Origin of the sequence: Actinokineospora cianjurensis (assembly GCF_003663795.1) — a bacterium.
In the GTDB taxonomy this organism is placed as follows: domain Bacteria; phylum Actinomycetota; class Actinomycetes; order Mycobacteriales; family Pseudonocardiaceae; genus Actinokineospora; species Actinokineospora terrae.
Map to the genome: position 1 here is coordinate 45,254 of NZ_RCDD01000001.1, position 19,696 is coordinate 64,949.

The following is a 19,696-nucleotide window of genomic DNA, read 5'->3' on the forward strand; positions in this document are numbered from 1 at the left end:
TAGGCCAATCGGAGGGGCAACGGATGGAACGCAGACCGGTCGCGTCCACCAGCATCGCGGCCATCGGCTACGACGCCGACCGGCGCGTCCTCGAGGTCGAGTTCCACAACGGCGGCGTCTACCAGTACCTGGACGTGCCGAAGAAGGTCTACTGGCAGTTCGCGTCCTCCCCCAGCCTCGGCGCCTTCCTCAACCACGAGATCAAGGACCGCTACAGCATGCGAGAAGTCGACTGACAGACAGCGCAAGAGGCCCCGGTGACGCGGTTGTCACCGGGGCCTCTTGCGCTGTCGAGGACTACTTGGTCTGCGTGGCGGCTACCTGCGCACGGACCTCGTCCATGTCGACGGCCTGGACCTGGCCGATCAGGTCTTCCAGGGCGGGCGCGGGCAGTGCGCCGGGCTGCGCGTAGAGCACGACGCCGTCGCGGACCGCCATGAGCGTGGGGATGGAGGCGATGTTGAACGCCTGCGCGAGCTGGGGCTGCGCCTCGGTGTCGACCTTGGCGAAGACGATGTCGTCCCACTTCTCCGACGCGGCGTCGAAGACCGGGGCGAACTGGCGGCACGGTCCGCACCAGGCAGCCCAGAAGTCGACCAGCACGGTACCGCCACCGCCCACGACCTCGTCGAAGTTCTCGGCGGTCAGTTCCACCGTTGCCACGTGGCCTCCTCAGTCCGGGTATGCCTTCCGGGATACAGCCCTACCAACGAGCGGCCCCCGGCAAACATTCCCGGGGTGACCGGCTAGCCCGATGCCCCCAAACGGGTCCGCACCGCGGTTGTGGCGCGATCGTAGTGGGAGTCTTGGCGCGTGAGGAGGCTGTCGTGGTTGGCAGCCCTACCGAGCGCGCTTAGCTCGAAGACCAGCTGATCTACGTCAACGCCCTCCGGTAGGTGCCCCTCCTCGACGCACTCGGAGATCAACCTGGCCAGGAGCTCGTTCCACACCCGGCTCCACCTGACGACCACGTCGTAGACACGGCCCTCTCGCGCGTCGAACTCGGCCATGACCGCGGTGAAGAAACACCCGCCCGCGAACACCCGCGCGCGGGAGAAGTCCATCCACCGGTCGAACAGCGTGAGCAGCCGCGGTCGGCCGCGGGGGGCTTGGAAGGCGGGTCGCAGTACGTGCTCGGTGAACACCTCTTCGGCGAACGAGATGGTCGCGAGCTGCAACTCCTCCTTGGAGCCGAAGTGCGCGAAGATGCCGCTCTTGCTCAGCTGCAGCTCGGCGGCGAGCCTGCCCAGGGTCAGCCCTTCGAGCCCGTCGACGGTGGCGATGTCCACCGCGCGGGCGAGGGTGACGCGGCGGGTGTGGACGCCGCGGGCGTGTCGTCCGTCCATGGAAAACAATCTAGACGGTCGTGCGGGCATCTGACACTATCTGACCGATCGTTCGTATAACTTTCTGGAGGACCCGCGTGGACGTCAGGGACTTGGACCGCCGCGCCATCGAGGCGACCGGTCGGATCATCGACACCCTCACCGACGACCAGTTGGCCACCGCGACGCCGTGCCCGCAGTGGCGCGTGCGGGACGTGGTCGCGCACATGGTCGACAACAAGAGGCAGCTGCTCACCAACCTCACCGGTAGCGCGCCGGAGCCCGAGGACGACGTGCGGGCCGGTTTCCGCACCGCCGCCGAGGCCCTTACCGCTGCCGTCGCCGATGACACCGTGCTCACCACCCCGTACAAGCTGCTCGACGTGGAGTACAACGCCGCAGTGGCCCTGTTTGTGCACTTCGCCGACACACTTGTCCACGGCTGGGACATCGGTACCGCTATCGGCCGCGATGTCCGCCTACCGGAAGATCTCGTCCACGCCGCCCTCAAGGGCATCTCGCGGTGGCCGGAGGACGGCACCATCTGGGGCAAAGAGGGTCTCTTCAGCGAGAAGCTCCCCGCACCCGAGGACGCGTCACCACAAGAGAAGCTGCTCGCGATTACCGGCCGTTCTCCACAGTGGACACCGGCAAGTAAGTCGTGACCGTCACCGATCCAGTTACGGCTACCGGCTCTGTCAGACCTCTTACTCTGGCCGCGATCGCGCCCGCTTCGGTATGGAACGCAGTGGGCCCCATGCCTACCAGAGCAGCGGCATCGCGGTGAGGTAGCGCCATCGGGAACTCGCAGAGTGCCCGGCTCTCTTCAGTGAAGTACGGCGCCAGCCGCGCCGAGACTTGGTCACCCTTGTCAGCGGCCACGGTCAGCATGTCCACAGCGGACACCAGCTCGCCCAGGTGCCGTTCAGTCGGAGCGACTACGACGAGTTTACCCAAGGGATGCAGGATCCGGTTCAGTTCAGCGGGATTGCGTGGGGCGAACACGTTCAAAACCAGGCCAGTTGAGCCTGTCCGTATCGGTAGCGGCTGCCAGGCGTCACACAGAACCGCGCCAAGGCGTTCATGCGCCCGCGCAGCCCGCTTGAGCGCTGGTTTGGCGGCGTCAAGGGCAATCCCCACGCGATCCGGGTTCGCGTCCAGCACAGCTGACAGATAGTGCCCGATGCCAGCACCGATGTCGGTGACACATCCAGGCCCAAGGTCGACAGCAACGAGTTCCCGCACGATCGGGTCGTAGTGACCCGAGCCGAGGAACGCGCTGCGCGCCTCGATCATGGCGGCAGTGTCACCGGTGAAGTTGGTCGGTGCTCGTAAGAGGCTGACGTAACCCTGTTTCGCGATGTCAAAGCTATGCCGGTTCGAGCAGTACAAGGAGGTGCCGGACAGCACAAGGTCGTTACCGCAGTGCGGGCAAACCAAGTACGGCAGTACGTCGGTCAGCACGGTTAGGCGCGCAGGTCGGCCAGCGCCGACTCGATTGCCCGGTGGAAAGTCGGGTACGCATAGATCATGCGACGGAGCTGGTCGACCGGCACGCGCGCGTGCACCGCGAGAACCAACGCACCCAGAACCTCACCACCGGTTGGACCGGCCGAGGTAGCACCAACGAGCACTCCCGTGTCCGCGTCCTCGATCAGCTTGATCAGACCCTCTGCCTTGTGCAGGAACCCCCGTGTCGAGGACGACAACTGCGTGATGCCGACGCGAACGTTGATTCCGGCGGCGCGCGCAGCCGCCTCCGTCAGACCTACCGAGCCGATTTCCGGGTCCGTGAAGGTAACCCTAGGAACCGCGTGGTACTCGGCACCAGGTCCTTCCTCACCGAGGATGTCCGCGGCCGCGATAGCCGACTGGTACATGGACATGTGCGTGAAAGCGCCCTTGCCGGTGAGGTCGCCGATCGCCCACAGCCCGTCGGCGGCGCGCATGTGGTCGTCGACCGTGACCCCGCGCGCCGACTCGTCCAGCCCGTAGGCGCCCACACCCAACTCGGCCAGGTCGGACTTGCGCCCGGCGGCCACGAGGACCTGCGCGGCGTTGATCGGGTTGTCCCCGTCGAGTTCGACGGTGAACCGCTCGCCGTCGTGGCGAACCGCGGTGATCTTGGCGCCGGTCTTGACCCGGATGTGCTCGGCGGCGAACCGCTCGGCCAACAGCGCGCCCGCCTCCGGCTCGTCGAGCGGGAGCAGCCGGTCGTTGGACTGCAGGAGGGTCACCTTGGCCCCGAACCGGGCGAACACCTGCGCGAACTCGCACCCGACCGGACCGCCGCCGATCACGACGAGCGACTCGGGCACGGCGGTCGCGCGGACCGCCTCCCGGTTCGTCCACAGCGGGGTGTCGGCCAGACCGGGCACCGGGGGCACGGCCGGGTCTGTGCCCGGGTTGAGCACGATCCCGCGCCTGGCCCGCACGACCTGGTCACCCACAACGAGGACACCCGGCTCGGTGATCCTGGCCCGGCCGCGGACGATCTGGACACCCGCGGCCACCAGCCGGTCGACGGCCGCCTGGTCGTTCCAGTCGGTGGTGATCTCGTCGCGCACCCTGGCGGCGACCTTGCCCCAGTCGGGGGTCACCTGCGCGGTCCCGGCGAACTCGGGCACCCTGCGGGCCTCGGCGAGCACGTCGGCGGCACGGATCATGCCCTTAGTCGGCACGCACGCGTAGTAGGGGCACTCGCCGCCTACGAGCCGGGCCTCGATACCGGCCACAGACAGCCCTGCCTGGGCGAGTCGGCTGGCCACGGCCTCACCACCGGGACCAAGCCCGACCACGGCGACATCAACGACCAACTCGGCCACGCCCATCAACTCCTCGACTTCTCGCCTGGCTCTAGCTCAACACGGGCAGTCCGACCGCGCAGAGCCGGGTCGGCACCAGCCAACAGGATCACGATCGGCGCGGCCACCAGCGCCGCTATGAGATAAGAGTTGCCCAGCAGGACATCCGCGGCGGTCCAGGTCAGCTCGCTCTTGGCCCCACTCGGCACCATCTTGAACTGCCAGCCCGAGAACACGACCACGAGCGCTAGAAGTCCCCACACGTTGCTGCGGGCGATGAGGTAACCGGCCAGCGGTACGACCCACACCCAGTGGTGGGTCCAGGACACGGGGCTGATGAGCAGGCCGATGGCGGCGGTCACCAGCAACGCGCCCAAGTCGTCGCCGTTCCGATGGAGGCGGCGAACGACCATCGCCCCTAGAGCGAGCGCGATCACCGCGGTGGCGGCGAACAGGAACAGCGCCGTCTTACCTTCCCCGGTGAGCCGCTGGAGGATTCCGTTGAGCGACTGGTTGCCGATCCACGAGTTCGTGGTCGCGTCGTTGCCGTCGACCAACGCCTCGGTCCAGAACCGCACCGTGTCGTGCGGCAGGACAACCGCGGCGACGAGGTTGAGGACGACGAAGGTCGCCATCGCCCGGGCCGCGTCCGCCCAGCGCCTGGTCAGCACGAGGTGCGCGACGAAGATCAGCGGGGTGAGCTTGATCGCCGCGGCTGCCCCGATGAGGACCCCGGCCCCCTTACGGCCACGGAGCAGCAACACGTCCGCCACGACCATCGCCAACAGCAGCAGGTTGACCTGTCCTAGCCCTATGGACCGCCACACCGGCTCTAGCGCCAACGTCGCCACTAGGAGAGCACCGAACCGCCACCCGGTCCGTAGGCGCGGCGGGAGGCTCTCGTGCAGGACGAGCCCGAGCGCGAGCGCGGAGAAAGCCGCTAGGACGCCCCAGCCCAACTGCGAGGGCAACATCGTCAACGGTAGGAACAAGAGGCCCGCGATCGGCGGGTAGGTGAATGGCAATGACGGCGCCCATGGCTCCCCGGTCGTGAGCGGCGCGTAGAGAGAGTCACCGTGCAATAGCGTCAACGCGCCCGCTCGGTAGACAGAGCTATCTACGCCTAGTCCCTGCCCCTTTACCCAGCAGGCGACAGCGAGAATGACGAACCCTGCCGCGACCGCTGTCGCCGCGTACGGCACTCGCCGCGCGACCCCCATGACGTCACACTAATGGCGCAGCTCACCGGCCCGCTCGCAACCGCCGGATCCGGTCCGCGGTCGCCGGGTGGCTGGCCAGCATCCGCACCCGCAGCGGGCGCCGGACGGCGTGCTCGGCGGCCAGCCAGCCGGACAGCACGGTCACCAGGTCGGGCCCGTAGCCGAACCCGGCCGCGGTGGCGTCCGCCCGGTACTCGCCGAGCCGCCGCGACCAGGCGAGCAGCGGGCTGAGCAGCGGCATCAGCAGCAACCAGGGGTTCAACGCGATCAACCCGGCGAGCAGCAGGAGCGACAGCAGCGTCGCCGCCAACGCCCCCGCCGAGCTCCCGAACCGGGCGAACACCTTGCCCACCGCGAGCACGAGCCGCATGGCCGTCGTGACCAGCCAGATCGCGCCCTGGGCGGGCAGTTCGTACCACCAGGCGAGCAGGGAGACGCGGGAGTGACCGGAGAGGTGGTGACCAAGCTCGTGCGCCAGGATCGCCTCTAGAGCCCTCGGCGGCAGCTCTAGCGCCCGCCTGGTCACCGCGACCGTCCGCCCACCGGCAGCGAACGCGTTCAGCTCCTTGGACTGCTCTACCCACAGGCTGTACTTAGAGCTGTTGGCCGAGGCAGCCACACACACCGACTCCCACAGCGGCCGCAACCTCGTCATCTCCACCGTCGTAGGCGGCCGCATGTCGAACATGAGCTTCGCCAACAACGCCTCAACCGACGGTACGAACGTCACCGCCCCCGACAACACCCACAGCACAGCCACAACCCAAACAACCCAGCCTGCCGACCACACCAGCCCAGCCAGCAGCCCCACCACAACCAGACTGCTCACAAACCCCGGCAGCCCAAAAACAACCCCCATCACCGCCGAAGCGTCAGGCCGAACCCCCCGCCCACGCCCCGACCCCCGCGGTATCCACGTCTCCGCCACCACACCTCACAAGATCGCCATCCCCCCACCACCCTCCCGCCCCCCACTCCCCCTTGTCCACCCCACCCCCACCCCGAAGCCAAGCGACCCCCGCTAGTTCCGCCCCCACCCCCGTATGCGACCAACCCCATCGCTCACACACCCAATGCGACGGCCGAAGGCCAAGCGAATTGCTCACATACTCGACGCGAGGACCGAAGGCCCGAGCGAGCCCACCCTGGATCAGGCACCCACCGCCCCGTGGGCGACAAACCCATTGGTTACATACTCGACGTGAGGGCCGCCAGGCCCGAGCGAGCACCGCTGGGTCGAGAGTGATCGCACCGTGGGGGCCTGGGGGGTCGCCCCCCAGATAACACAACAGGCGACCCGGTCCACGCTTTCCGTGGACACAGGTCGCCTGAGCCTGTGGAGCTGCGGGGAATCGAACCCCGGACCTTCTCGATGCGAACGAGACGCGCTACCAACTGCGCTACAGCCCCTTGTTCGTGCTCGGAGAGCTTAGCAGGGCTCTAGCTCGCGCTCGCGCGCAGGGGGGCTATTCACCGACGGCTCGGCGGTAGGTGTAGTGGTGGCCGGTTTCGCCGAGTTCGTCGAACCAGGGGTCTTCGTCGTCGAGTTCGACGACGATGGCGCCGGGGTGGATGGAGCGGGTGGGGATGGTGACGATGTGGTCGTCCTCGGCGGGGCGCGCGTGGGAGCGGCGGGGGGTGCCGGTCATGCGCGCGGCGCGGCGTTCGCGGATCTCCTGCTCGATGCGGACCTGCCTGCGCAGGTAGCTCAGGTAGCCGACGAGGGTGAGGTCGACGACGCCGTGCAGCCACCAGAGGAGGGGTTCGAAGACGCCCGCGGCGACACCGGTGCCGATGGCGGCGAGGAGCATCAGGACCACGACGCGCTGGCGGAAGGCGTACTTGGCGCGGGCGGCGCGGGCCGCGGCCTCGGGGTCGTAGCCGCCCCGGCCCGGGCGGTAGCGGCGGGGTTCGGCCGGTTCCTCGTCGGGCTCGTCGTCGAGCTCGTCGAGGGTGTCCAGGGCGTCGTCGTCAGCGGGGTCGTCCACGGCGATCTCCTCCGGGGTGTCCGCGCTGTGCGAGCCGCTGCGCACCACGCGCGCCGCGAGTGCGGTGTCGGTGGTCCTGGCGATCTCCTGGCGCTTGCGCACGACCATCGGGACCAGGACGACGAGCCACGCCACCACCAGTCCGACCACGATCAACGAGCTCGGCATGTCCCGTCACCTCCCCCTCGCTGTGCTCCGGCGTTCGCCACGTTAGTCACAACAGTCACACCCGCGGCGGAGGCGCGCCGACCCCACGGATCCACGCCCACCCGATCGGGTAGTTCGTTTGTGGACCGTTCCCCGTAACGCTCGAGATCAAACTTCACGCGCGAAAAACGTGAACGCGCCTACACGGAACCTGCTTTTCCCGCCTCGACCAGGCGCGGTACCAGGCCGTTCCGAATGTCCTCTGTGGTCAGCGCGAGGCACTGGTGGTCGCGCCACCCGCCCGCGACGTCGAGGTACCGGCGGAACAGGCCCTCGTACCGGAAACCCAGCTTGGCCAGCACACGGAGGCTGGCCGCGTTCTCCGGTCGGACCGTGGCCTCGACCCGGTGCAAGCCCGCGGCGGTGAAGCAGTGGTCGACGACAAGGGCCGCGGCGGCTGTCGCGACGCCCCCGCCGACGATGTCGGCCGCGACCCAGTAACCGACCCAGGCCGAGCACAAGGACCCGCGGATGACGTTGCCCACAGTGACCTGCCCCGCGAACTGCCCGTCTACGGTGATGACGAACGGCAGCGACATGCCGCGCCTGCCCAGAGCGCGCAGGGTGGACCACTGCGCGAACCACGCTCCGGGGGCGTTGCGCTCCTCCCACGTGCCGGGGACGGTTGGCTCCCACGGCTCCAGGTATGCCTGATCGCGCAACCTGATCCGGCTCCACGCGCGCCCGTCGGTGAGCCTCGGCGCGCGTAACTCCACCACTCCCGCGGGGACGCGCAGCGGTCCCAGGCGGGCAGGCCAACCGGGATGGCGGCCGACCGCGTACGGGCTAGCCACGCTGTGCGAGGAACAGAACCTGGACCCCCTCGCCGACGGAGACCTCGGTGGTGTCCTCGTCGACCAGGATCAAGCAGTTCGCCTCGGCGAGTGAGGCAAGCAGGTGCGAGCCGGACAGGCCCAACGGCTGCACCAGGTACTCGCCGTTGCCTTCGTCGCGCAGCAACTGCCCACGGACGTAGCCGCGGCGCGCCTTGCTAGAGGTGATGGGCGACAAGAGCCTCGCCTTCACGATCCGGCGGTGGGGGTTGCGTTTGCCCTGTGCGGCGCGGATGAGCGGTCGCACCATCACCTCGAACACGACAAGAGCGCTCATCGGGTTGCCTGGCAGCAAGAAGGTCGGGACCGCGTCAGGACCGAGCCTGCCGAAGCCCTGCACGGAGCCAGGGTGCATGGCCACCCTGGTCAGGTCGATCTCCCCGAGTTCACTCAGCGCGGAGCGGACCTCGTTCGAGAGGTCGCCGCCCGCGCCACCGGCGATCACCACGATCTCCGACAGCAGCAGCCTGCTCTCGACGGTCTCGCGCAAACGCCGGGTGTCCGTGGACACGATGCCGACCCGGATGACCTCCGCGCCCGCATCGCGCCCGGCGGCAGCGAGTGCGTAAGAGTTCACGTCGTAGACCTGCCCCTGGCCAGGGGTCCGGTCGATGTCGACCAGTTCGTCGCCAAGCGAGATCACCGACACGCGCGGCCTCGGGTAGACCAAGACCTTGGAACGGCCTACCGCGGCGAGTAGCCCTACCTGAGCGGACCCGATCACCGAGCCACGGCGTACGGCTACGTCACCGGTCTGCACGTCCTCACCGGTCCGCCTCACGTAGGCGGCGGAGGGCACGGGTTGTTCGATGGTCACCCTGGCGTGGTGGCCGTCGGTGTAGCTGTTGGGCACCACGGCGTCGGCCAGGGTGGGAAGCGGCGCGCCTGTCGCCACGCGCACCGCCTGCCCTGGTTGAAGCCTGCGTGGTTGCCTTGACCCGGATGCGATCTCACCGACGACCGGTAGCACCACCGGGTCGGTTCCCGCCGCCTGGGTGTCGACACTGCGCACCGCGTAACCGTCCACGGCGGCTTGGTCGAACCCGGGCAGGGCGCGCTCGGCCACGACCTCCTCGGCGCAGAGCAGACCCTGCGCCTCGGAGATGGCGACCCGCACGGGTGCGGGCCGGACCGCGGCCGCCAGCGCCCTGGCGAGTTGCTCGTCGACTGACCTCATCCGGTTTACCTTGGTTCCGTCCGCTGTTGCCGTCTACTCGGAGCCGACGCGATCGCGCAGCCACGCGCGCAAGCCAGGCCCATACTCCGGGTGCTCGAGGGCGAAGTCCACGGCGGCACGCAGGAACCCGCCAGGATTGCCCAGGTCATGCCGTCCACCGCGGTGGACGACGACGTGCACCGGGTGCCCCTCGGAGATCAACAGCGCGATGGCGTCGGTGAGCTGGAGCTCGCCACCGGCGCCCGGGGTGATCCGCTTGAGCGCGCCGAAGATCGCCCGATCGAGCAAGTAGCGGCCCGCCGCGGCGAAGGTCGAAGGCGCCTCGGCGGCCGGGGGCTTCTCGACCATCCCGTTGACCTTCTTGACGTCATCGTCGTCGGTGGCCTCAACGTCGAAGACACCGTAAGCGGAGATCTCCTCGCGCGGGATGTCGAAGGCACAGAGGACGGTGCCGCCCTTCTCCTCGCGAACCTTGGCCATGCGCGCGAGAACGCCGGTGGGCAGCACGAGGTCGTCCGGCAAGAGCACCGCGACGGCCTCGTCCTCGGGTCGGAGGTTGGGCTCCGCGCACCCGACAGCGTGACCGAGCCCGAGCGCCTGCTCTTGGATGGCGGTCTCTACCGCGAGCAGGTTGGGCGCGCGGCGGATCTTTTCCAGTAGTTCTGTCTTACCTCGATCCTCAAGGGTCTTCTCCAGCTCGGGACGCGGCTGGAAGTACTGGGCCACTGACTCCTTGCCCGGCGAGGTGACGATGATCAGCCGGGTGGCTCCCGCCTCGGCGGCCTCCCTGGCGACGTACTCGATGCCGGGGGTGTCCACCACCGGCAGGAGCTCCTTGGGGACGGCCTTGGTCGTGGGCAGGAACCTGGTGCCCAACCCCGCCGCGGGCACGATGGCGGCGGTGAATGCGGTCGACGCGCTCATGGACATGCAGCCTAACCTCGACATGTGGCCGGGCCCGGTAATGATCTCGACGCGACGCGCGCGTGGACCAAGGACCAGTGGCGCAGGGCGCTGCTCGCCGAGCGGCGGCGAGTGCCCGCGAGCGTCCGGTTCGCGGAGGCGATGCAGCTGACCACGCTGCTGACCAGCGGCAGGGTGGTGGGTCGCGGCCAGACGTTGTGCGCGTACGTGCCGATCGGGTCGGAACCGGGGTCGGTGCAGATGCTCGAGGAGGTCGCGGACCACGGCGTGCGGATCCTGCTGCCGGTCGTCTCCGGGGCGGGGCCGCTGGACTGGGGCTGGTACGACGGGCGGGAGTACCTGCGGCCGGGGCCGTTCGGGCTGCTGCAGCCCATAGGGGAACGGCTGGGGGAGAGCGCGCTGCGGATCGCGGACGTGGTGTTGGTGCCCGCGCTGGCCGTGGACCGCAACGGCACCCGTTTAGGGCGTGGCGCGGGTTACTACGACCGCTCGTTGTCGCTGGCCGCGCCCGGGACGCCGCTGGTCGCCGTGGTGCGCGATCCGGAGTTGTTCGACCAACTGCCGTCAGAACCGCACGACGTGACCGTCACCGGAGTGTTGACGCCGGGTCGTGGCCTGCTGCGGTTGCGCTGACCGGTCAAGACCGTGTGTGACCTTGAACGGGAACATTTGCGCTGCGCGTAGGCGTTACCGCAGAATCGGTTGGCACTCTTGCTGACCGAGTGCCAGATGCGACGAGGAGCCCAGTCCGTGCCCACGTACCAGTACGCCTGTACGGCATGCGAGCACCGCTTCGAGGCGGTGCAGTCGTTCACCGACTCCGCGCTGTCCGAGTGCCCGGAGTGCACCGGGCGCCTGCGCAAGCTCTACGGGTCGGTCGGGGTCGTCTTCAAGGGCAGCGGCTTCTACCGCAACGACAGCCGGTCCGGCTCGTCGAGCGGCTCGACCCCGGCTGCCGCGGCGACCGCGAAGACCGAGTCGACCACCAAGTCGGAGCCGAAGACCGAGTCGAAGTCGAAGTCGGACTCGTCGACCGGGTCGACGGCGCCCGCCGCCGCCAAGCCCGACAGCACGGCGGCCAAAGCCTCCTGAGTTATCCCCAACCCCCGGGATCATCCACAGCCCCGATCCCGGGGCTTCCGCCTGTCCCGACGTCCTCCTAGCTTGGTGTCAGAGCCCATCTGACCAGGAGGAACGCCATGATCAGGCCCCGCAGGCCACGCCAGTCGACCGTCCGCCGAGCGCTCGCCGCGGCGCTGGTGCTCGCCGCCGTCGTCCTCGCCGTCCGGCCGTCCGCACCCGACGCCTCGGTGCCCGTCCTCGTCGCCGCCCGGGCACTCGCCCCTGGCGTCGCACTCACACCGGGCGACGTCAAGGTCATGCGCGCGCCGCCGGACCTCCGACCGGCCGCCGCGCTGTCCGACCCGGCCGAGGCGGTGGCGCGGGTGCCCGCAGGGGCCATCGGCGAGGGCGAGCCGATCACCCGGGTGCGGCTCGTCGGCGCGGACAACCTGGCGGCGACCGCGGGCCCGGACGGCGCGGCCGTGCCGGTGCGACTGCCGGACGACGGCGTGGCGGACCTGCTCTACCCGGGCGTGCGGGTCGATGTGATCGCCAGGGAGCGCGTCGTGCTGGCCAGGGACGCGTCGGTGCTGACGGTGCGCCCGTCCGAGGCGGGGGCGCTCGTGCTGCTCGCCTTACCCAGGGCCGAGGCCGCGGAGGTGGCCGCGGCGGCGTTGCGAGAACCGGTGGCGGTTACGCTCCGGTAGCCATCGCCCCCGGACGGTGACGCGCCGTCCACCAGAGAAAACGGAGCGCAGCGGTGTTCAAGGGCTTCAAGGACTTCCTGATGCGCGGGAACGTCATCGACCTCGCGGTCGCCGTCATCATCGGCGCGGCCTTCACCACCATCGTCACCTCGTTCACCGACGGCCTGATCAAGCCGCTGATCAACTCGGCTGGCGGCACGAAAGCGGCGGAGGGCCTCGGCTTCCGGATCATCGGCAGCAACCCGACGACGTTCCTCGACTTCGGCGCGGTCATCAACGCGGCGATCAACTTCCTGATCGTCGCCGCGATCGTCTACTTCGTGATCGTGCTCCCGGTCAAGCACATCCAGGACCGCCGCAAGCGCGGCGAGGAGCCCGGCCCAGCCGAGCCCACCGACGTCGAACTCCTCACCGAGATCCGCGACCTGCTCCGCCAGCAGCAGTCCCGCTGACCCCCGCGCGAGCGCGCTGCGGCCCCCGGCCACACCGACCCGCAGCGCGCCCCCGCGATCACCTTCAACAACCCAACCAGGAGGTGCGAGAACCCCTCAGCCCGCACAACAACCGCAGCCCACCACACCTCGCCGCCGCCTGGACCTCGACCACACCTGCGGCCGCCCACGCGAAACACCTCGCCGTGGCCTGACCAGCCGCCTCGGCTGGTAGCCGATGTCAGTAGCTTCGCCCCGGTCGCACACCATCGCCGACCCGTCACGGCTTGGCTTGGCCGACATTGGCTGGACGACCGCCGCCCTACCGCCGATGGGCACACCATCGACTCGACAGCGCTGGGTCGACATCAACCAGGTGGCCGATCGGCGCAGCATGGCCAGCCGCCCGTGGCTTGGCAGGGGCGCGGCTGGCCGCTGGGTGGGCTAGGTGTCGGGATGGGTACCCGGTCGGGGTGCGGCGATGTGGGGGTGGTCAGCCGCCGTGGTGGGGTGGGCGGTTGTGGTGGTACCAGTCGTCGGTGGGGGGTTGGGTGGGGGACGGGTCGCGTTCGTCGGTGGTGGTGTCCGGGAGGACGTCGCCGAAGATCTCGTCCAGGGTGGGGCGGCGGCGCTTCGGGGGCTCCGCGGGCTGGGGAGGTGGGGTTGGTGGGGGCGACACGGGGGTCAGTTCGTGTCCAGGCCGGACAGCTCGCCGATGACGTAGGGGACGAGGGCGGACAGGGTCGCCATGCCGTCGCGCACGGCGCTGCGGGAGCCCGCCAGGTTCACCACGAGCGTGCTGCCGGAGACACCGACCAGCCCGCGGGACACGCCCGCGTCCACGGCGCCCGCGGCGAGGCCGGACGAGCGCAGGGCCTCGGCGATACCGGGGATGGGGCGGTCGAGCACGCCCTGGGTGGCGTCGGGGGTGACGTCGCGCGGGGACACGCCGGTGCCGCCGACGGTGACCACCAGGTCGGCGCCACCGATGACGGCGGTGTTGAGCGCGTTGCGGATCGCGACGGTCTCCCCCTCGACGGTGACCACACCGTCGACGATGAACCCGGCCTCCTCGAGGAGCTCGGTCACCAGGGGCCCGACCGTGTCATCGTGCTCCCCGTGGGCCACGCGGTCGTCGACGATCACGATCAGAGCCCGGCCAAGCCGCTGCGCGCTGCGTTCCATAGGTGCCACCGTAGTCGGATCACCGGCGGCAAGCCGCCGGAGGTCAACCGCGACAGCGACTGTTCACCGATGCCGCCACGGGCGGCGCAAGACGCCCTGGACGGCCGCTAGCGCGACACGCGACCCCAGCACAGGCGACCGGCACGGGTGGCGACACGGCAACAGGCCGGTGGGCGTACGTGCGCATCGAGAGGGACGAGCTCCAGGCGGCGTCCGAGGCGAGGGCCCGGACGCGGCGGCAGATGCGGCCCGCCCGTGGCGGGTCCTGAGGCGGGGTGCGGCGGCGCGGGGGCTTCGGTACCGGCGCTCGCGGGCCCGGTCCCGGAGCGCTGGCGTTCCCTACTGGGGAGCAGGTAGCGGTGGGCCGCAGTCAGGCGAGAGGGCGCTCAGCCCGGTGCGCGCCCGAGCCGGGGCGTCGTACGTGGACGGTCACTGTGGACTGGGCGTCCGGGGATCAGGCGAAACTCACCGAGAGCAGGAAGGCCAGGTAGAGACCTACCGCCACCATGGCGGTGCGGTTGAGGATGATCCGTTCGGCGCGCATCGCGTATTCCAGGCAGACAGCGCCCAGCACCACCCACACGGCCGGGTGGGCCCAGTGGACGAGGAAGGCGTGGGTCCCGGACAAGCCCTCGGTGCGGACGGTCAGCACGGTTGCCTGGAGCACGGCCACGCCTGCGCACACGACAGCGGCCAGCAGGCCCAACGGCACCCGCACCGGACCGCTCAACGAGTCCCGAACCCTGCGCAGCGTCGACGCCATAGCCCCATTGTCACGTCTGCGACCCCGTCGTGTCGCGGTAGATCGCCTGCAGCTAGATCACAATTCGCGATCCTGCCGCTTTCTTGGAACCAATTGTGCCGCTGTCATCGCGCAATGTGCACGACGCAATCCCGTGGCGCTGTTGCCGCGCGCACCCGGGGGATCGGACGGGGGCAGATGGAGCATCGGCAGCATACCCATCGCGCGACCGTCCACTACAGCTGGTGACCAAACCGAACACGGAGAGACAGTGACTGTGTCAGCCGCACCGTTCCCGGGTGACCGGAGTGGACAGTGCGCCGGGTGCGGGACAGGACTGGGAACGCTACCAGTCCCGTGCATCCTCACCATGCATCCGCCCGCGACCCCCTGGCGCGGATAACCGAATTCACTGAATTCAAGGATCCACATTCCCCTGACAACCCGGCGCCGGTCGACAAACAGTTCTCGACCAAACACGAAAAGTAATCTCGACCGCGCGGACTACCGTTATCCCCGTGGCCATGACCCGGTCCGGCCAAGAGCCGCACGCGGGTGGTGAGGGGTGGTCCAACCGCGTGCGGCTCGGCATTGGGCTCCTCAGGAGGAGCCCGGTCCGGTTCGGGGGCAACGAACCGGAGTCGGTGTCGGGGGCGCGGGCCCGACGGAGTCAGCAGCCACCGCCTCCGAGGGGAGGCGGTGGCTGGTGGACGTTGGTCTCGGGCGCGTGGGGGCGCCCGAGCGATCGGGGGACGGGCCGGTCAGCCGGTTTCCACGGGCTGGCCGCCCAGGGTGGCCTGGCTCGTCTTGCCGCCGGTGAGGGTCAGCGTGACCTTGTCACCGGGGGCCTGGGAGCGGACAGCGGCCACCAGGGCGTCGGCGGTGTCGATGCGGCGGTCGTTGAGCTTGGTGACGACGTCGCCCGGCTTGAGGCCCGCCTGCTCACCCGCGCCACCGGAGACGACGTCGGCGATGACGGCGCCACCGTCGTCGGCGTCGCGGACCGAGACACCGAGGACCGTCTGGGTGGCCTTGCCGGTCTTGACGATCTCGTCGGCGGTGCGCCTGGCCTGGTCGATCGGGATGGAGAACCCGATGCCGACCGAGCCGCCGCTGCCCGACGCGCTGCTCTGCGGGCTGTAGATGGCCGAGTTGATGCCGATGACCTGGCCCTGCATGTTGACCAGCGGGCCACCGGAGTTGCCCGGGTTGATCGCGGCGTCGGTCTGGATGGCGTCCATGACCGTGGCCTGGCTGCCGCCCTCACCGCCCGCACGGGTCGGCCGGTGCAGCGAGCTGACGATGCCCGAGGTGACGGTGCCGGACAGCTCGAACGGCGACCCGATGGCCACCACCGCCTGCCCGACCCGCAGGTCGTCCGACCGGCCGAGCTCGCTCACCTGGAGGTTGTCGACGCCCTGCGCCTTCACCACGGCCACGTCCGATGTCGGGTCCCTGCCGACGATGGTGGCCGTCGCGGTGCGGCCGTCCTGGAACACGGCCTGGATCTGACCGCCGCCCACGGCGCCCTCGATCACGTGGTTGTTGGTCACGATGAACCCGTCGCTGCTGATGACGAAGCCGGAACCCTCCCCTGCCGAGGACCGACCACGCACCTGCAACTGCACCACGGTCGGCAGCACCTTCTGCGCCACCGACTCGACCGAGCCCGCCGGGGCGGCGGTCTGCCTGGCGGGCGGCGCCGACTCCAGCGCGTTCTGCACCGGCGCCCGCTGATCCGAGGCGATCAACCCGCCCGCGACCCCCGCGCCACCCCCGACGACCAGCGCGAGCACCGCGACCCCGACCACGAACCCCACGCGCCGCGGCTCCCGACGCGGCTGTGGGTGGAGATGAGTTCCCTGCTGCGGCACTCCCTGCCGCCACTCCCCCTGCGGCCACCCGTGCGGCGCGCCGCCACCCTGATGGCCCGCCCCGCTCTGGTGCGCGGCGGTGGCCTGGTGCGCGCCCGCAGCCCAAGCGCCGCTCTGCGGTCCCGACCACTCGGACTGCTGCGCCCCGCTGGTCGGCCATTGCCCAGACTGCTGTCCTGCGTTGTGCTGCCCCGCGGCTGGCTGTCCCGCGGCCTGCTGCCCCAGACCATGCTGCCCGGACGCCTGCCACACCGCGTCCGCCCCCGCACCCTCCGGCTGCCCGACGCCCTGCCGCGCCGTGCCACCCGGTGCGGGGGCCTGCCACTCACTGGACTGCCCCGCGCCCTGCCGCGCGACACCGCCCTGTTCCACCTCTGCCTGCGACCCGCCTGCACTGCCTGACGCCGAAGCGCCTCGCACCCCGCCGAGGTACTCAGTCGAACCCGATGGTTCCGCTACCGGTCGCTCGTCACTCACGCCCGACCCCCAGGCAGCGTCCTCGCCCGATCCAGCGCCCTGCCGCGCTGAACCACTCTGGTCACTACCGCTCGCCCACGCCCCGGCGGCATCACGCTGCTCCGTCGAGCCCGACGGCCGCTCGGTAGCGCCATCTGCCGCCGAAGCGGTCAGCGGGGCGTCGAGGGGTTCGGAGTAAACCGAACGCTGGTTGACGTCTTCGCTCGGTTCAGCGCCCTGCCGCGCTGTTCCGGGCTGTTCGTCTGTCGAGTCTGACGCCGAACCCACCTGTGGCCCCGCTTCCCCGTGCCGCGCGGCGGGCTGCGACCCGCCGGGCTGCGCTACCGAACCTGACAGTTCGTTCGTGCGCGGTGCGGCGCCCTGGTGCGCCGCACCGTCCTGCTGTTGGGTCTGCCGCTCCGTGGGCTGCCACGCACCCTGCTGCGCGGTGTCGCTCTGGTCGGCGGACCCCGGCTGTCGCGCACCCTGGTGCGCGGAGCCATCCTGCTCAGCCGAACTCGGCCGCCAAACGGCACCCGGATCCGACTCCGAAGCCGCGGGCGACCCGGTTCGGGGGTCGTGCGGCGAGTTCTGGGTGGAGGTGCCGGCACCCGGCGCGGTGGGGCCCTGCTCCCCACGCGCCGGGGTACCGGCCTCCGGCCGAACGGGGCCCTGTTCCCCGGTCGGTGTCCGGTCGCCCGACGGCTGCGCGGCGCCGGTGGCTGCTCGCGGTGACCGGGGACCGGTGGATCCGGTCTGCTCGTCGGGCTCGTTCTCGGTCATATGAACCACCTTGGCCGTCGTGACTGAGAAGCACCTGAGACCGTCCTGTGCGGAACCCGTGATTCCGGTTCAGCCGCGATAACGGGCCGGGGCGGCGCGCAGACGGGCGGCCTGGTCCTCCGGCGTGGTGTCGTTGATCCACACCGCCATGCCGGACTCGGAACCCGCCAGGTACTTCAGCTTGTCCGCAGTTCGCAGCGTAGAGAAGACCTCCAGGTGCAGCCAGGCGAACTCGCGCCCCGTCCTGACCGGGGCCTGGTGCCACGCGGCTATGTAAGGCAATGGCCGGTCATAGAGCCCGTCCAGCCTGCCGAGCACAGTCAGATAGAGCGCTGCGAAGTCGTCCCGCTCGGCTGCCGTAAGCGCGGGCAGGTCCAGAACGTGCCGGTGCGGCACTAGATGCACCTCTACCGGCCAACGCGCCGCGGCGGGTACGTAGGCGGTCCAGTATTCGGAGGTGGCGACGATGCGGCTGCCGTCCGCCTGTTCGTACGCGAGTACGTCGCCCAGTATTGGCCCGCCGTGTGCCTGGGCGACAGCGAGCATCTTCTCGGTGCGGGGTGTCACGAACGGGTAGCCGTAGATCTGCCCGTGTGCGTGGCTCAGGGTCACGCCGATCTCGTCGCCGCGGTTCTCGAACGGGAAGACCTGTTCGACGCCGGGTAGTGCTGACAACGCTGTTGTTCGGTCCGCCCAAACGTCAACGATCGTGCGCACGCGCGCTGGGCTCAGTTCGCCGAATGAGACGTTGTGGTCGGCGGTGAAACACACGACCTCGCACCGGCCGATGCCTGGCGCGCGCGGGACGAGACCTGGCTCGTACGGCCCGGCCGCGTGTTGGGTGAACGAGGGGAAGCGGTTCTCGAAGACGACCACGTCGTAGTCGGCTTCCGGGACCTCGGACGGCTGGTCCGGCGCAGACGGACACAGTGGACACAACCCGGCCGGGGGCTTGTAGGTGCGGGTCTGCCGGTGGGCGGCGAGGGCGACCCACTCGCCGGTCAGCGGGTCGCGGCGGATCTGCGACGAGGTCTCGGCGGGCGGCAGGTCCCTGGTGTCGACGGCGACCCTCGCGGGTGCCCCTGGGGTGTCGTCGAAGTAGATGATCTCCCGGCCGTCGGCGAGCCTGGCCGCGGTGCGCCTCACACCTCGGCCTCGACGTATTCCTCGAGCTCCGGCAGCGCCTCGGCCACGACCAGTTCGCCGACCCTGGCCCGCAGCAGGGTGACGGCCGCGTCGGGCAGCCCGTCGTCGGTGATCAGCACATCCGCCTCCTCCAGCGCGGCGACGGTGGAGATGCCGATGACCCCCCACTTGGTGTGGTCGGCGATCACCACCAGCTTCTGACCCGCCTCCACCAGCGCGCGATCGGTCTCGCTCTCGTTGATGTTCGGCGTGGTGAAGCCAGGTCCCTCGGCCATGCCGTGCACACCGAGGAACACCATGTCGAGGTGCAGAGAACGCAGCGTTCGCACAGCGACAGGGCCAACGAGCGCGTCGGTCGCGGTTCTCACGCCGCCCGTTAGCACTACCGTGCAGTCTCGCCGCCCGGCGCGCAGCACGTCGGCAACCTTGATCGAGTTGGTGACAACGGTCAGATCGGGGATGTCGTCGAGGAATCTGGCGAACGTCCACGTCGTAGTGCCCGCGGAGATCCCGATAGCGGTACCGGGGCGGATGAGCGACGCGGCGTGCGCGGCGATGGCCTGCTTCTCTTGCAGTGACCGCACGGACTTGAACCCGGGCTCGCGGGTGACCTGCCCGACGGCAGCGGTAGCACCGCCGTAGACCTTCTCCACGAGGCCGCGTTTGGCCAGCACGTCCAGGTCCCGGCGGATGGTCATGTCGGACACGCCGAGCCGGGCAACCAGGGCGTGCACCTGGACGGCGCCGGTGCGCCGGATCTCCTCCAGGATCAGTTCCTGACGCTGACGTGCGAGCACAACACAATTCTACGCAGTCAAACGAGCGGTTCTGT

At 69.8% G+C, this 19,696-nt stretch carries 22 protein-coding genes and 1 tRNA gene; 6 read left to right on the top strand and 17 right to left on the bottom strand.

Features of this window, described 5'->3' with window-relative positions:
* The first annotated feature begins 23 nt into the window (after positions 1-23).
* Positions 24-236 (top strand): KTSC domain-containing protein, encoded by a 213-nt coding sequence (locus CLV68_RS00195; RefSeq protein WP_092779719.1) that lies wholly within the window; start codon positions 24-26, stop codon positions 234-236.
* A gap of 61 nt (positions 237-297) precedes the next feature.
* Here the strand turns inward: CLV68_RS00195 and trxA are convergent, their stop codons facing one another.
* Together trxA and CLV68_RS00205 are read right to left on the bottom strand one after the other, a co-directional pair.
* A complete protein-coding gene (trxA, locus tag CLV68_RS00200; RefSeq protein ID WP_121388639.1) occupies positions 298-663 on the bottom strand; it encodes a thioredoxin in 366 nt (121 codons plus the stop codon).
* 83 nt (positions 664-746) lie between these two features.
* Positions 747-1,346, bottom strand: a complete 600-nt coding sequence (locus CLV68_RS00205) for a TetR/AcrR family transcriptional regulator (RefSeq protein WP_170224007.1) — start codon at positions 1,344-1,346, stop codon at positions 747-749.
* 77 nt (positions 1,347-1,423) lie between these two features.
* Here CLV68_RS00205 and CLV68_RS00210 point away from each other — a divergent pair, with 77 nt between their 5' ends.
* A complete protein-coding gene (locus tag CLV68_RS00210) occupies positions 1,424-1,990 on the top strand; it encodes a TIGR03086 family metal-binding protein (RefSeq protein WP_170224008.1) in 567 nt (188 codons plus the stop codon).
* Here CLV68_RS00210 and CLV68_RS00215 read toward each other — a convergent pair.
* From CLV68_RS00215 to CLV68_RS00260, 9 genes are all read right to left on the bottom strand, one after another.
* Positions 1,947-2,789 carry a putative RNA methyltransferase gene (locus CLV68_RS00215; RefSeq protein WP_121388641.1) on the bottom strand — a complete coding sequence of 281 codons (843 nt, stop codon included), beginning with the start codon at positions 2,787-2,789 and terminating at the stop codon, positions 1,947-1,949. The two genes, CLV68_RS00210 and CLV68_RS00215, sit on opposite strands and share 44 nt — an antisense overlap.
* 2 nt (positions 2,790-2,791) lie before the next feature.
* Positions 2,792-4,156 (bottom strand): dihydrolipoyl dehydrogenase family protein, encoded by a 1,365-nt coding sequence (locus tag CLV68_RS00220; protein WP_121388642.1) that lies wholly within the window; start codon positions 4,154-4,156, stop codon positions 2,792-2,794.
* Positions 4,156-5,349, bottom strand: a complete 1,194-nt coding sequence (locus tag CLV68_RS00225) for a glycosyltransferase 87 family protein (protein WP_121388643.1) — start codon at positions 5,347-5,349, stop codon at positions 4,156-4,158. The genes CLV68_RS00220 and CLV68_RS00225 overlap by 1 nt, the downstream gene beginning before the upstream one ends.
* A gap of 22 nt (positions 5,350-5,371) precedes the next feature.
* Positions 5,372-6,103 (bottom strand): M48 family metalloprotease, encoded by a 732-nt coding sequence (locus CLV68_RS00230; protein WP_246009606.1) that lies wholly within the window; start codon positions 6,101-6,103, stop codon positions 5,372-5,374.
* A 583-nt stretch (positions 6,104-6,686) separates the two neighbouring features.
* A tRNA-Ala gene (locus tag CLV68_RS00240) sits at positions 6,687-6,759 on the bottom strand.
* Positions 6,760-6,815: 56 nt separating this feature from the next.
* Positions 6,816-7,505 (bottom strand): divisome protein SepX/GlpR, encoded by a 690-nt coding sequence (gene sepX, locus CLV68_RS00245; RefSeq protein WP_121388646.1) that lies wholly within the window; start codon positions 7,503-7,505, stop codon positions 6,816-6,818.
* A gap of 179 nt (positions 7,506-7,684) precedes the next feature.
* Positions 7,685-8,338, bottom strand: coding sequence for a GNAT family N-acetyltransferase (locus CLV68_RS00250; protein WP_121388647.1), 654 nt, complete (start codon positions 8,336-8,338; stop codon positions 7,685-7,687).
* Positions 8,331-9,554 (bottom strand): molybdotransferase-like divisome protein Glp, encoded by a 1,224-nt coding sequence (gene glp / locus CLV68_RS00255; protein ID WP_121388648.1) that lies wholly within the window; start codon positions 9,552-9,554, stop codon positions 8,331-8,333. Before glp ends, CLV68_RS00250 begins: the two co-directional genes overlap by 8 nt.
* A gap of 33 nt (positions 9,555-9,587) precedes the next feature.
* The gene (locus CLV68_RS00260) at positions 9,588-10,478 is read right to left on the bottom strand and encodes a UTP--glucose-1-phosphate uridylyltransferase (RefSeq protein ID WP_425454805.1); all 891 of its coding nucleotides are present in this window, start codon (positions 10,476-10,478) and stop codon (positions 9,588-9,590) included.
* A 24-nt stretch (positions 10,479-10,502) separates the two neighbouring features.
* Between CLV68_RS00260 and CLV68_RS00265 the strand changes: the two genes are divergently transcribed.
* From CLV68_RS00265 to mscL, 4 genes are all read left to right on the top strand, one after another.
* Positions 10,503-11,111 (top strand): 5-formyltetrahydrofolate cyclo-ligase, encoded by a 609-nt coding sequence (locus CLV68_RS00265; RefSeq protein ID WP_121388650.1) that lies wholly within the window; start codon positions 10,503-10,505, stop codon positions 11,109-11,111.
* 117 nt (positions 11,112-11,228) lie between these two features.
* Positions 11,229-11,570 (top strand): FmdB family zinc ribbon protein, encoded by a 342-nt coding sequence (locus tag CLV68_RS00270; RefSeq protein WP_121388651.1) that lies wholly within the window; start codon positions 11,229-11,231, stop codon positions 11,568-11,570.
* A 107-nt stretch (positions 11,571-11,677) separates the two neighbouring features.
* On the top strand, positions 11,678-12,247 hold the full coding sequence (locus CLV68_RS00275) for an SAF domain-containing protein (protein ID WP_121388652.1): 570 nt from the start codon (positions 11,678-11,680) through the stop codon (positions 12,245-12,247).
* A gap of 53 nt (positions 12,248-12,300) precedes the next feature.
* A complete protein-coding gene (gene mscL / locus CLV68_RS00280) occupies positions 12,301-12,699 on the top strand; it encodes a large-conductance mechanosensitive channel protein MscL (RefSeq protein ID WP_121388653.1) in 399 nt (132 codons plus the stop codon).
* A 472-nt stretch (positions 12,700-13,171) separates the two neighbouring features.
* On the opposite strand, the gene CLV68_RS00285 is transcribed toward mscL, so the two are convergent.
* The 6 genes from CLV68_RS00285 to CLV68_RS00310 form a co-directional block, all read right to left on the bottom strand.
* A complete protein-coding gene (locus tag CLV68_RS00285) occupies positions 13,172-13,357 on the bottom strand; it encodes a hypothetical protein (RefSeq protein WP_121388654.1) in 186 nt (61 codons plus the stop codon).
* A gap of 5 nt (positions 13,358-13,362) precedes the next feature.
* On the bottom strand, positions 13,363-13,863 hold the full coding sequence (locus CLV68_RS00290; protein WP_121388655.1) for a MogA/MoaB family molybdenum cofactor biosynthesis protein: 501 nt from the start codon (positions 13,861-13,863) through the stop codon (positions 13,363-13,365).
* A 454-nt stretch (positions 13,864-14,317) separates the two neighbouring features.
* Entirely contained in the window at positions 14,318-14,626 is a 309-nt protein-coding gene (locus CLV68_RS00295) for a hypothetical protein (protein ID WP_121388656.1), read from the bottom strand.
* A 740-nt stretch (positions 14,627-15,366) separates the two neighbouring features.
* The gene (locus tag CLV68_RS00300; RefSeq protein ID WP_246009816.1) at positions 15,367-16,731 is read right to left on the bottom strand and encodes a S1C family serine protease; all 1,365 of its coding nucleotides are present in this window, start codon (positions 16,729-16,731) and stop codon (positions 15,367-15,369) included.
* Positions 16,732-17,787: 1,056 nt separating this feature from the next.
* Positions 17,788-18,864, bottom strand: coding sequence for a galactose-1-phosphate uridylyltransferase (gene galT / locus CLV68_RS00305; protein WP_121388658.1), 1,077 nt, complete (start codon positions 18,862-18,864; stop codon positions 17,788-17,790).
* A complete protein-coding gene (locus CLV68_RS00310; protein WP_121388659.1) occupies positions 18,861-19,661 on the bottom strand; it encodes a DeoR/GlpR family DNA-binding transcription regulator in 801 nt (266 codons plus the stop codon). Before CLV68_RS00310 ends, galT begins: the two co-directional genes overlap by 4 nt.
* Positions 19,662-19,696: the final 35 nt, after the last annotated feature.

Coding starts and splice junctions, on each gene's coding strand:
- glp (WP_121388648.1), bottom strand. CDS start 9,554: ATGAGGTCAGTCGACGAGCAACTCGCCAGGGCGCTGGCGGCCGCGGTC.
- CLV68_RS00295 (WP_121388656.1), bottom strand. CDS start 14,626: ATGGCGTCGACGCTGCGCAGGGTTCGGGACTCGTTGAGCGGTCCGGTG.
- sepX (WP_121388646.1), bottom strand. CDS start 7,505: ATGCCGAGCTCGTTGATCGTGGTCGGACTGGTGGTGGCGTGGCTCGTC.
- CLV68_RS00205 (WP_170224007.1), bottom strand. CDS start 1,346: ATGGACGGACGACACGCCCGCGGCGTCCACACCCGCCGCGTCACCCTC.
- CLV68_RS00195 (WP_092779719.1), top strand. CDS start 24: ATGGAACGCAGACCGGTCGCGTCCACCAGCATCGCGGCCATCGGCTAC.
- CLV68_RS00275 (WP_121388652.1), top strand. CDS start 11,678: ATGATCAGGCCCCGCAGGCCACGCCAGTCGACCGTCCGCCGAGCGCTC.
- CLV68_RS00225 (WP_121388643.1), bottom strand. CDS start 5,349: ATGGGGGTCGCGCGGCGAGTGCCGTACGCGGCGACAGCGGTCGCGGCA.
- CLV68_RS00260 (WP_425454805.1), bottom strand. CDS start 10,478: ATGAGCGCGTCGACCGCATTCACCGCCGCCATCGTGCCCGCGGCGGGG.
- CLV68_RS00220 (WP_121388642.1), bottom strand. CDS start 4,156: ATGGGCGTGGCCGAGTTGGTCGTTGATGTCGCCGTGGTCGGGCTTGGT.
- CLV68_RS00290 (WP_121388655.1), bottom strand. CDS start 13,863: ATGGAACGCAGCGCGCAGCGGCTTGGCCGGGCTCTGATCGTGATCGTC.